The sequence below is a fragment of the Nicoliella sp. ESL1106 genome (genome assembly GCF_058509965.1).
In genome coordinates, this window is the sequence record NZ_CP196340.1 from 1480839 (window position 1) to 1493575 (window position 12737).

Genomic DNA, 12737 nt, shown 5'->3' on the forward strand with positions numbered 1-12737 from the left:
TTCAATTCTTTCAATATTAATTAATTAATATTTTAGCGTAATAAAAAGTGGGGAAGATTCCTCCCCCACTCGTTTACTTTATTTTAACACCGTTGTCTATTTTTGAAAGAATAAGCACCTTACATATTTTGAATGTAATGGAAAGCATTCTGTCCCGCGATACCACCGTCACCTACGGCCGTCACTACTTGTCTTAATTCCTTTGCTCGAACATCACCAATTGCAAAGATACCAGGCTTAGCAGTTTCCATCCGATCATTAGTCTTGATCCAACCATTATCATCAGTAATGTTTAGATCTTTGAAAGCCCCCGTAATTGGGAGGTTTCCAACGTAGATGAACACTCCACTTGCGAGCACTTCACCGGTTTCTTGAGTTTCGTTATTAACGGTTTTCACACCAGTCACCTTAGCGTCGTCACCAACCACTTCAGTCACGTTAGTATTCCAAATGAAGTTGATTTTATCATTTGCGAACGCTTGGTCTTGGAGCACCTTTTGGGCTCTTAGTTCACCACGTCGATGAATGATGGTAATCTTAGAAACTAGTTGGGCTAGGTAGAGGGCTTCTTGAATGGCAGAATCACCACCACCAACAACTACGACTTCCTTGTTCTTAAAGAACGCCCCATCACAGACCGCACAATAAGAAACTCCACGACCACCGTATTCATCTTCACCTGGCACCCCAAGCTTCCGATATTGTGACCCAGTTCCAATAATCACAGTCTTGGCTTCATAGTCACCATTATCGGTGTGAACGATCTTAGTCTTTCCCTGGTCTTCAATTGATTCTACCGTTCCATAACCATACTTAGCACCAAAGTTAATCGATCCCTCGTACATGTTCTTAGCCAAATCAGGCCCTAAGATTGATTTGAACCCAGGGTAATTTTCAATTTCAGCGGTATTATTCATTTGACCACCGTAAATTCCACGGTCAATCATTAACACTGATAAATTAGCTCTTGAAGCATATAGGGCACTTGTCATTCCACTAGGTCCTGCTCCAATCACAATTACATCATAACTTTCCATTGCACAACTCTCCTCACATAAATAATCAATGTACTCAGCTTACTATTAATAAGTATCTTTGTCTAATAGTTTGCACCCAACTGATTATTTTTGATCTTCTTCAGCTAATTGCTTGCCAAGATCTTTAATGTATTGACGAAGGTCATCCTTAACTTCTGGATGTTCCAAACCGTATTCGATATTGGTCTTTAACCATCCAAATTTATTTCCAGTATCATATCTGGAGCCAACTAGTTCATGAGCATAAACCTTATGGCTCTTATTCAAAGTATCAATCGCATCGGTCAATTGAATTTCGTTGCCCTTACCTGGTTTCGTCTTTTCCAAAATATCAAAAATATTTGGTGTTAATAAGTAACGACCAATGATTGCAAGATCACTAGGGGCATCATCTGGATCTGGCTTTTCAACAAAGCTGTCAACATCGTATAGACCAGGCATAATTTCCTTAGTCGGTGCAATTACTCCGTATTTAGCAGTATCTTCATGAGGGACACGCATTACAGCAAGAGTGGATTCACCAGTTTCTTCATAACAGTTGATCAACTGCTTTGTAAGTGGTTCTTCAGCCTTAGCAATGTCATCACCCAACATGATTACAAATGGTTCATCGCCAACAAAACTACGTGCAGTGGAAACAGCATCCCCTAAACCATCTGGATGGTTTTGACGAATGAAGTAGATATTCATCCCATTTGTTTCTTGAACTGCTTTTAACATCTTATCCTTGTGCTTGCGTGCTAAATTATCTTCTAATTCTGGATTAGAATCAAAATGATCTTCGATGTTACGCTTGTTACGCCCAATAATAATTAAAATATCAGTAATTCCAGAAGCCTTCGCTTCTTCAACGATTAATTGAATCGTAGGGGTATCAACAACTGGTAACATTTCCTTTGGCACTGCCTTTGTTTCTGGTAAAAATCTAGTTCCTAACCCTGCGGCGGGAATGATTGCTTTTCTAATTTTTTTCATTTTTATAACTCCTAATCGATGGATTTTTTAATTATTAAGCTAATTCAGAACGACCTTGGCGTTGCATTAACTTAGCGATAGATTCTTTAATGTCTGCATTATCATATAATACGTGATAAATTGCGGAAGTAATTGGCATTTCAACGCCTCTTTGCTTAGCTAATTCATAAGCAGCACGGGTGGTTGCAACCCCTTCAATTACCATTCCCATATTATCAATAACGTCCTTTAGGGTTTGGCACTTTCCTAATTGATTTCCGGCCCGCCAGTTTCTGGAATCAGAACTAGTCGCAGTTACAATCAAGTCACCAACCCCGGATAATCCGATAAACGTCAATGGATTAGCACCAAATGATGTCCCCAATCGAGAAATTTCAGCTAGGCCCCGAGTAATTAGTGATGCCTTGGCATTATCACCATAGCCAAGGCCAACTAGTGCCCCCGCTCCTAACGCAATAATGTTTTTAAGTGCAGCTCCAATTTCAACTCCGATGATATCATCATTTGTATAAACCCGAAAAGTATCATTCATGAACAATGATTGGATGTGTTCAGCATCTTGCATATTTTCGCTAGCAGTGGTTACCAACGTAATGTCACCACGAGCAACATCCTCAGCTTGACTCGGTCCTGAAATAACTGAAATTGAACGACGGTTATCTGGATCGATTTCATCAGCTAACACTTCTGACATTCGTTTATATGTTTTTTCTTCAATTCCCTTACTAGCATGAATTATGTTCGGTTGAATACCTAATTCAGTTAAAATTGGGTTCACCTGCTTAGCAACCGAACGAGTCACTTGAGCGGGAACAACGAATAAAACGTCATCAACCCCCTCTAAAGCAGCTTTCATATCTGAATAAGCTACTAAAGCATTTGAAAAGGTAAAATCTTTTAAATATTTAGAATTAGTATGCTGATTATTTAATTCATCAACTTGTGCAGGCTTGTAGGACCATAATCTTACATCATGCCCGTTTTGCGCTAAAATATTAGCCAACATACTACCCCATGAACCAGCACCTAATACTGCAATTTTTTCTGTCATTTTTAAATTCATCCTTTATCTTAATAGTTGTTTTGAGCCATCTAAGTACCAACTAGCATCTGGAATTTTACGTCTACGATAAACGATTAAACCAAGCGCAACTACGAATAAAACGATCGATAGATATTGTGAGACTCGAATACTACCGATCATTAAACTATCAGTGCGCATTCCTTCAATAAAAAAGCGTCCAAATGAGTACCAAAGGGCATAACTCAAAAACACCTCGCCACGCTTAAAGAAGTGCGGAACATGCCGTAGTGATAATAAGACCGCTACCCCCAAGAAGCTCCACAATGATTCATACAAAAACGTCGGTTGGCGATACATTCCACTAATGTACATCTGATTGATAATAAATGATGGTAGGTGAAGATGTTGAAGAAAAGAAAGGCTAGTAACTTGACCAAAGGCTTCTTGGTTCATAAAGTTACCCCAACGCCCAATTCCCTGACTTAAAAGTACGGTTGGCGAAATAACATCCAACATTAACCAGACTGGAATCAACCGACTGCGACAGAAAATAATAATTACAATTGCAGCTCCAATCAAGGAACCATAAATTGCAATTCCACCATCCCAGATTCGAATGATCTCGTCAATATGATTCTGATAATAACCCCATTGAAAAACTACGTAGTACAAACGAGCACTGATAATTGAAAATGGCAATGCCCACAATAACATGTCATAGATGTTATCAGGCTTAATGCCCCGCTTTTTACCCTCACGCACTGATAGGTATACTGCTAATATAACGGCACTCGCGATAAAAATACCATACCAATGCACCTGAATTGGGCCCAATTTAAATGCAATTGGATTTAATGCTAATATGATTAGAATTCATTCCCTTCAACTATTTATGTTTCTCATCATCCGATTTATGAATGGCTGCTTCGTTTTCTAATTCGATGTTCTTCTCTTGTGCTCGTGCCTTTGAATCCCGAATTGAGTTTTCCTTGATCAAACTCTTAAGGTTATCATCAAAAACTTTCGTTGCATCATAGCCCATCGAACGAGCTCTAAAGTTCATTGCGGCGGATTCAATTAGTACTGCTAGGTTCCGCCCAATTTTAACTGGAATATTGATTTTGGGAACGTCAACATCAAAAAAACGTTGTGATTCATTATTATTACCCAATCGATCAAAAGGCGTATCCTTGGACCAATTTGAAAGGTGAACGATCAAATCGACCCGAGTATCGCTTCTTACCGCTCCTGCTCCAAATAGATTCATTGCATCGATGATTCCGATTCCTCGGATTTCTAATAAATGCCGTAAGATGCGTGGTGCCTGTCCAATTAGAGTCTGCTCATCTTGTTGGTAGACTTCTACTCGATCATCTGCGATCAATCGATGGCCACGCTTAATCAGTTCCAAAGCCGTTTCGCTTTTTCCAACTCCAGAATCTCCGGTAATTAAAACCCCTAGCCCATAAATATCAACTAATTCTCCATGAATTGACATTCTTTCAGCTAGTTTAGCTTCTAAATAATTAGTCATATTACTAAGTACTCGTGAAGTCGTTAACTTAGAGCAAAGGACTGGAATATGCTTACTTTCAGCTGCTTCTAGTAGTTCTTCAGGTGGATCTAATTGGGTTGAAATTACAAAAGCAGGTGTTTCTGGCTGACACATCTTCACCATTACATCGTAAAGGTCAGAACTGGTCATTCCCTTTGCAAAGGATGTTTCTGTAATTCCCAAAAGTTGAATCCGTTTTGCAGGATAATAATTAAAATACCCCGTTAGTTCAAGCCCCGGACGCGATATATCACTAGTTGTAATTAATCGGTCCAAATACTCTGATCCATAAGCAACGCTTAACCGTGTATTATCAACAAGGTCTTTTACGGTTACTATTTCAGCCAATTAAATCCCTCCGATCGTTAAAAGAAACCTAAATTAATTTTATCATGATATGCACTTTCGATACACTTTATTTGCGAATTTGACGTGAATAATGGTCAGCAAAGATTGCGTTACAAATTGATAAAATAATTGCCACAATCATCGCACTGCCAAACGAGGAGAAGTAAAAACTATCCTTACCAACTAGTGCTGAGGTCATCTCTAACATTAATCCGTTAATAACAATGCTAAATAATCCTAACGTTAAAATATTGATCGGCAATGATAAAACTGTAATGAATGGTCTTACTAACGCATTTAAAATCGATAGAACGAACGCTGCACCTAGTGCGGCCATCAGCCCAGAAACATAAAACATTCCTGATTGCTGTAAGAAACCAGCTAATGCAACGAAAACTAGCATGTTCAATAATACTTGTTTAAAAAAACTCATTTAATTAACTCCCTTATTTTAAATCGTCCTTTTCTTCAACATCATGAAGAATTTTGCGATCCCTTGAGGATGAATCAGATTGTCGATTACCAAATGAGTTATTAAATTGACGACTATCTTTGCCATAATCATTTGGCATTAAGACCATCATTAAAAGATATAAAAACACTGGAATTAATGTCTTGATAAATAAAAATGTCAAAATTAAATATGCAATCCTTAGATAACGTGCGTTAATGCCAAAGTATTCGGCTAAGCCACCCAATACGCCAGTTAGGATTCGATTATTACGAGATTTCATTAATTTTTTCGTTTTCATGATTGATTTCCTTTCGAATATTAAAGTTCAAAATTAATATTATCACATTCAAAAAAAGTGTCTACATGTAAGCATAGACACTAATAATATCTTTAACTTTCCTGTTTAAATAACACTACTCCGATCTCATGGGGAGCATTGCTAAAAATAGCGGTTTCAGTAATTGCTAATTGACCCTTCCGATTTTTAACTTTTAATCGACAATAAGTGGACTGTTTTAAAAGGGCCCGATAAAATTCATTTTCATTTGTAACCGATTGATTATTCACTTCTAAGATGACATCTCCAATTGACAAATTCATCTTAGCAGCGGGGGTTTGCGGTTCAATCCCGACGATCCGCACACCATTAATCACCTCAGAGTACCAATCGCCACTCCCCTTATCAACTGACTTAGCATGAATGTTAATCCACCAAAAGATAAGTAACAACCCAACCAATGCGGGGACGACGACAATTGGAAAGAAGTAACTAACGATTGTCAACAATAATCCTAAAATAGCTAGCTTAGCAAATTGTCCCCCCATTTTCTTAAACACCGCTCGGGGGAACAGCTTAAAGATGGTCATTCTAAAGCCAAATAATATTGGTGCAAATAAAAATGCAAATGAATGACCATTAAGCATAAAAACAGGCCAAAACGGAATTGTGCTGTGAATAAAATCACCCGGAATAAACAAAAACAGTGGGACCACGTTAATACTCCTGAACGGATAACCTGCAATCCTTGTTTTCCGTTCGTTGTGTTCAATAATTGGTACGTTATACTTACCACCATCTTTGAAGACGATTATTGCTAATCCTAATAAAAACAGACTAGCTAAAAAAATATAATTAAAATCACCAGTGGCTGCTAAACTAATCCCGTATTTACGTAATGATTCAACATGAATAAATCGATTAATAACCCCACTTAAATTAATAACAATTGTAGTAATTAAAGCAATGGTTAAAATCTCGAACGAAAAAATCACCCTAGGGATCAGCAGTAAATTAATGATCGATAGTACTTGATAAATCACTAGCCAAACCATCGTCATTACGGGACCGACCGTAACGGTGAAGGCCGCACCCAAAATGCCCAGTAAAAATAGGTTAATAAAAAACTGAACAATTTCAAAGTGCCGAGGATAAATCGCGTTATGAAAAGTATTTCGCGTGTTTTTAATGCGTTTCTTGGATAATAAATAAGTGCGAATTAATCCAACCCAAAAAACAGGCTGAATAATAAAAATAATTAACGCTAACAGTATTTGTATTTGAATTTGCATATCAACATCCGTCCTTTATCGATTAATCAGGATTTCTCTGGCTTAGTTTCCATTGAAGGTAAGCATTAATAAATGGATCTAAATCCCCATCCATTACCGCTTGGCCATTTCCTGTTTCATAATTAGTTCGATGGTCTTTTACCATCGTGTAAGGATGGAAAACATAGGAACGAATTTGTGAACCCCAGCCAATCTCTTTTTGTTCACCTTCAATTTTGGCTTTTTGTTCGGCTTTCTTTTCCTCTTCCCGTTCATACAACTTTGATTTTAACATGTTCATTGCCGTTTCACGATTTTGTAGTTGTGAACGTTGCGCTTGGCTAGATACAACAATCCCAGTGGGTTCGTGGGTGATTCGAACCGCAGAAGATGTTTTATTAACGTGTTGACCCCCAGCCCCACTGGCACGGAAATAATCAATTCGTAAGTCAGCAGGGTTAATCTCAATATTAACGCTATCATCTAATTCAGGCATAACATCAACTGAGGCAAAGGAAGTGTGCCGCCGTCCAGCAGAATCAAATGGTGAAATTCTAACTAAGCGGTGAACTCCCTTTTCAGACTGCATCAATCCATAAGCGTTGGTCCCAATTACCATAAAGGTAACTGTATCGATCCCAGCAACATCACCAGCTTGGTAGTTTAAAGTCTCTAACTTAAAGTGGTGTTGCTCAGCCCAACGGGTATACATCCGAAATAACATTGATCCCCAATCTTGCGATTCAGTGCCACCAGCCCCCGGATGAATTTCAACAATTGCATTGTTATGATCATATGGTCCTGATAAAAGTAGATTCAATTGATAATCATTTAATTGTTTTTCTACTTTAGTTAAGTTGTTCTCAAACTCACTCATTAAGTCTGGATCATTTTCTTCTTCTAATAATTCTAAATTAATCGACAAATCGGTAGCGGCTTCGACAAGGTTATTATAACTATCGTATTTTTGCTTCATTTGATTCGTCTCATCAATTAGCTGCTTGGCCTTATTTTGATCATTCCAAAAGTCTGGTTCAGCCATCCGATGCTCATTTAAATGAATATTATCATTTAAAGCATCTAAGTCAAAGTGACCCCCTAAAGCCGTTAATGGCTTGTTGAATTTTTTCAATTTTATTTTTGGCTTCACTGAGTTCCATTTCAAATTCCTCCTTAGGATTAAACGCAAAAAAGCGAAGGAACTTTTCAGTCTCTTCGCTCTTAATTAGAATTATCTTTCTAGGTTTTGACGAATTTCTGCCTTCATAAATAATCTAGTGGTATCATAATCGATATCAGCAATCATTTCTTCAAACATCCGATAACCTTCACGTTGGTATTCAACCAATGGATTTAATTGTCCATATCCACGAAGCCCAATGGATTGTCGTAATTGATCCATGGCATCGATATGGTCAGTCCAGTGTGAATCCACAACCCTTAATAAAACAACCTTTTCAAATTCAAGTAATTGTGAAGGATCTGAAAGTTCAGATTCCTTTTCCTTGTAGTTTTGCTTTGCAATGTTGTTTAGGTAGTTTTTAATTTCGTCACGTGACTTGTTTTGTAAGTCGGATAAACTAATTTTATCGGGACTGATCAAAGCGCTAATTGCAAAATCCAAAATGGTTTGCAAATCCCAGTTTTCACTGCTCCCTTGAGCATGTAAATTAACAACGTGGTCAATCGTTCTTTCGAACATTGGTAGTAATACCCAACCAAGTGACTTATCTTCTTCGATAATTTCATAACGTTCGTTATACATAACATCCCGTTGTTGTCTCATAACATCATCGTATTGAAGGACGTTCTTCCGTGAATCGTAGTTATTCCCTTCAACTCGTTTTTGAGCAGATTCAACTTGTCTAGAAATCATATGACTCTTAATTGCGGCGTTGTCACCATCAATTTTAAGATGTTGAAGAAGGTTCTTGATCCGATCAGAACCGAATCGACGCATCAAATCATCTTCAAGTGAAAGGTAAAATTGTGATAAACCAGGGTCACCTTGCCGTCCAGAACGACCACGAAGTTGATTATCAATCCGCCGTGATTCATGCCGTTCGGTTCCGATTACTGCAAGTCCACCTAATCTAACCACCCCAGGTCCTAATTTAATATCAGTTCCCCGACCAGCCATATTAGTAGCAATCGTAACGGCACCCTTTTGTCCAGCATTCTTAACAATTTCAGCTTCTTTAGCATGGTTCTTAGCGTTCAAGACCACATGATCGATGCCTTCTTCGTCTAGGCGTTTAGAAAGGTACTCTGAAGTTTCAACAGCCACGGTCCCAACTAAGATTGGTTGCCCAGCATGGTGAAGTCTCTTGATTCTTTCAATTACGGCTTCGAACTTAGAATTTAAATCAGGATATAAAATATCAGGTTCATCTAAACGAACAACTGGTTTATTAGTTGGAATTGAAATAACTTCCATGTTATAAATTTCACGGAATTCTTCAATTTCAGTTCTGGCAGTTCCAGTCATCCCGGAAAGCTTCTTGTACATTCTGAAAAGGTTTTGGTAAGTGATGTTAGCCATCGTCTTACTTTCTTGTTGAATTTCAACGCCTTCCTTGGCTTCAATCGCTTGATGAAGACCATCTGAGAAACGACGTCCCTCCATGATCCGTCCAGTAAATGAATCAACAATTTGAACGGAATCATCTTGCACAACGTAGTCCTTATCGAGCAGCATAATGTAATTAGCCCGTAAAGCTTCATCAATATGGTGGGTAAGAGCAGTATTTTCAGTGTCAAATAAGTTCTTTAAATTAAAGAATTTATCAGCCTTACTAATTCCTTGATCAGTTAGGGCAATCGTCTTACTTTCCAAATCAATTTTGTAATCCTTATCCTTAGTCAAAGTCTTAGCAAATTGATCAGCTGAATTGTAAAGTTCAGAAGATGCAGTCGCTTGTCCTGAAATGATCAATGGGGTTCTAGCTTCATCAATTAAGATGGAGTCAACTTCATCGACCACAGCAAAGTTAAGTGGTCTTTGAACCATGTCTTCCTTATAAACCACCATGTTATCACGGAGGTAGTCAAATCCAATTTCACCGTTAGTGGAATAAGTGATATCAGCAGCGTATGCTTCACGCTTTTCTTCAGCAGACTTGTCTGAGGAGTTAACTCCGACAGTTAAGCCTAACCAGTTATATAGTTCACCCATTTCAGTAGCATCACGTTCTGAAAGATATTCATTCACAGTAATAACATGAACTCCATCACCAGAAATGGCATTTAAATAAACTGGCATCGTACAAGTAAGGGTCTTTCCTTCCCCAGTCTTCATTTCGGAAATATTCCCCTCATGAAGAACGATTCCACCCATAATTTGAACGTGGAATGGATTCAATCCAAGGACCCGCCGAGCAGCTTCTCTAGCTACCCCAAATGCTTCTGGTAATAGTTCATCTAAAGTTTCACCATTTTGGTAACGTTTTTTGAATTCAGGTGTTTTAGCTTGTAATTCTTCATCACTTAATTTGCGATATTTTTGAGACCATTCACCAACTTTATCGGCAATCTTACTAAGTCTTTTAATTTCGCGTTTGTCGCTTTCTACCCATTTTTTTAAAATATTAGGCATTAAATCAATTTCCTTTCTTAAAATAAGAATCAGTTTTATTAAAAGGGGAATCTTCCCCGATTTTATCTATTATTTATTTAATCTAATCCATTTTAACATTTTCAGCACCGTTTTAAAATAATAAACGTTAAATCTATTTGATTATCGCGCTAACGTAAGTCCACAAACGGATTTAGCACCATGTTCAAGCAACAACTGCGCCGCATAGTGAATCGTCGTTCCAGTGGTATAAACATCATCAACTATTAATATGTCTTGATCCTTAACTTTAATGATTTCTTGTGAAACCATCTTAAATGGCTGTTCCATTAATTTACGTTGATCACGACCTAGTTTAGACTGATCCATGCTCTTTTCTTTGGCCTTCGTTTCTAAACACTGCAACAATTGCATGTCCAAGAAACCAATCGTTTGATTAAAGGCCCGCGTCTTCATCGTTTGTGGATTTAATGGAATTGGTACGATCAGCCGCCGACTATTCTTTGCATAAGTACTCATTTCATCTAAAAAAATGTTCCTTAGCCGATAATCGCCAAGAAATTTATAACGGTGCATAAAGTTTTTCATTGCTAAATTATATTCATATAATGAGTGATTCTCAAATGTTAATTTTGAACGTGATTGCCACTCGATACAATCAATACAGTTCTTCCCAGCTTGTTTCGGCTTACTGCAAATTGGACACGCTTGTTCAAAATCAATTTTCATAAATTGTTTTCGGCAAGTATTACAAAGCCAGCTATTTTCGAATGAACGCAAGCTTAATAGCCAATCGATCGAAGGCGCCATTGATAAATAGCTACCACATAATAAACAATTATTCATTCTTTTTGGCAGCCCCCAATCGATTCATATAGGCAATCTGGCGATAAGCTCCTGAAACATTTTTAGCGTTACTGTGGACAAAAAAGTCTACATCCCCAAACGGACGATCATTGTTGCGCCCTACCCGACCAGCAATCTGAACTAAAGCTGAGGTGGAAAAAATATCCTCATCGGCTCCCAAAACAATTACATCAATTCCAGGAAACGTAACCCCCCGCTCTAAAATCGTGGTGGTAATTAAAAAATCTAGTTCGTTATTACGCATTGCGGCTACCTTTTCTAAGCGTTGCGCATCCTCAGAATGAACGGTTGCAAAACGGCTCTCGAGCTTCAATCGACTCTTTAAAACTTCACTGACCAAAGCTAAGTCACTAACGTGTGGCACGAACAGCAAAAATCGTTGCCTTGATTTGACCTTAAGGATTAACATTTGAATCAACCGATTAGGCAACTTTTGCTTTGCTAATTTGACCCGCCAATTAGGAACAAAGTGAACTTTAATTTGCGGCAATAGGTGGCGGTGATACCGTAATGGTAAATAACTGATTGAAAGCTGTTTTGTACGGACTGACCGTAGTATTTCTTCGCTTGGTGTTGCGGTTAAGAAAAGTTTGGTGCCCCCTTTCTTAATTGCATTTTCCACTGCATAATGCAACCCCGCATCCTGAGCATATGGAAACGAATCGACCTCATCAATAATCAAAATATCAAACGCATGGTAAAAACGCAATAGCTGATGGGTCGTACAAATCGTCAATTGCGAGTATTGATACTTTTCAGTTTGCCGTCCATGTAATAAAATCATAGGTATATGGGCAAATGCTTGTTGGATTCTGGGAAATAATTCAATACAAACATCGACTCTGGGTGAAGCAATTGCAATCCGTAAATTATTTTGCAATGCCCACTCAATTCCAGGAAATAGCATTTCTGTCTTACCAGCACCAGTGACTGCCCACAATAAGTGATCACGATGTTGTTGAAAATGATCGATAATCGATCTTGAACAAACTTTCTGAGCATCAGTTAAAGAGCCCTGCCAGGTTAGAACGTCCGTCCACCTCTGAAATTGATTTGGTTCATCAACAAACCCCAATTCACAAGTATCAATAATGCGTCCTAAATTAATGCATTTCGGACAATAAAAATGGTCCCCTGGTAATAAAGCATTTTGTAAATTACTGCGACTGCCACAACGTTGACACTCAATTTGGTTTCCCAGTCGCTTAATTGCAATTCGCCTTTTTAATAATGGATTATTTAATAGTTCGGCAGCGATTTCATTTAAGTTAATTTGTCTGCCATAAAGTTCAATTATCTCTTTAATCATAAACATCACCTAATCATTAAATACGCAAAAATTTAAAGGAGGTCTT

Annotated in this window: 12 protein-coding genes; all 12 read right to left on the reverse strand. The window is 38.0% G+C overall.

From position 1 onward, the window contains the following. Positions 1–119 precede the first annotated feature (119 nt). The 12 genes from trxB to ACSVI6_RS06480 all read right to left on the reverse strand — a co-directional run bounded on the left by trxB (position 120) and on the right by ACSVI6_RS06480 (position 12691). On the reverse strand, positions 120–1037 hold the full coding sequence (gene trxB, locus ACSVI6_RS06425; protein ID WP_491716625.1) for a thioredoxin-disulfide reductase: 918 nt from the start codon (positions 1035–1037) through the stop codon (positions 120–122). Between the two features lie 84 nt (positions 1038–1121). Continuing rightward, the gene (gene galU / locus ACSVI6_RS06430; protein WP_491716626.1) at positions 1122–2012 is read right to left on the reverse strand and encodes a UTP--glucose-1-phosphate uridylyltransferase GalU; all 891 of its coding nucleotides are present in this window, start codon (positions 2010–2012) and stop codon (positions 1122–1124) included. 34 nt (positions 2013–2046) lie between these two features. After that, positions 2047–3063 carry an NAD(P)H-dependent glycerol-3-phosphate dehydrogenase gene (locus ACSVI6_RS06435; protein ID WP_491720672.1) on the reverse strand — a complete coding sequence of 339 codons (1017 nt, stop codon included), beginning with the start codon at positions 3061–3063 and terminating at the stop codon, positions 2047–2049. Between the two features lie 15 nt (positions 3064–3078). Next, on the reverse strand, positions 3079–3909 hold the full coding sequence (lgt, locus tag ACSVI6_RS06440) for a prolipoprotein diacylglyceryl transferase (RefSeq protein ID WP_491720952.1): 831 nt from the start codon (positions 3907–3909) through the stop codon (positions 3079–3081). Positions 3910–3922: 13 nt separating this feature from the next. Further along, positions 3923–4939: an HPr(Ser) kinase/phosphatase gene (hprK, locus tag ACSVI6_RS06445; protein ID WP_491716628.1), complete on the reverse strand. Its 1017-nt coding sequence runs from the start codon at positions 4937–4939 to the stop codon at positions 3923–3925. Between the two features lie 67 nt (positions 4940–5006). Further along, positions 5007–5372: a phage holin family protein gene (locus ACSVI6_RS06450; RefSeq protein ID WP_491716629.1), complete on the reverse strand. Its 366-nt coding sequence runs from the start codon at positions 5370–5372 to the stop codon at positions 5007–5009. Positions 5373–5385: 13 nt separating this feature from the next. Further along, positions 5386–5691 carry a PspC domain-containing protein gene (locus tag ACSVI6_RS06455; RefSeq protein ID WP_491720673.1) on the reverse strand — a complete coding sequence of 102 codons (306 nt, stop codon included), beginning with the start codon at positions 5689–5691 and terminating at the stop codon, positions 5386–5388. 92 nt (positions 5692–5783) lie between these two features. Continuing rightward, a complete protein-coding gene (locus ACSVI6_RS06460; protein WP_491720674.1) occupies positions 5784–6962 on the reverse strand; it encodes a PDZ domain-containing protein in 1179 nt (392 codons plus the stop codon). Between the two features lie 22 nt (positions 6963–6984). Beyond that, positions 6985–8101 (reverse strand): peptide chain release factor 2 gene (gene prfB, locus ACSVI6_RS06465; protein WP_491720675.1). Its coding sequence is split into 2 segments (ribosomal slippage): positions 6985–8028 and positions 8030–8101, totalling 1116 coding nucleotides; the frame shifts between segments, so codons are not numbered across the junction. A 71-nt stretch (positions 8102–8172) separates the two neighbouring features. Beyond that, a complete protein-coding gene (gene secA / locus ACSVI6_RS06470; protein ID WP_491716633.1) occupies positions 8173–10536 on the reverse strand; it encodes a preprotein translocase subunit SecA in 2364 nt (787 codons plus the stop codon). Between the two features lie 141 nt (positions 10537–10677). Next, the gene (locus tag ACSVI6_RS06475; protein WP_491719432.1) at positions 10678–11244 is read right to left on the reverse strand and encodes a ComF family protein; all 567 of its coding nucleotides are present in this window, start codon (positions 11242–11244) and stop codon (positions 10678–10680) included. 109 nt (positions 11245–11353) lie between these two features. Next, entirely contained in the window at positions 11354–12691 is a 1338-nt protein-coding gene (locus ACSVI6_RS06480) for an ATP-dependent helicase ComFA (RefSeq protein WP_491716635.1), read from the reverse strand. Positions 12692–12737: the final 46 nt, after the last annotated feature.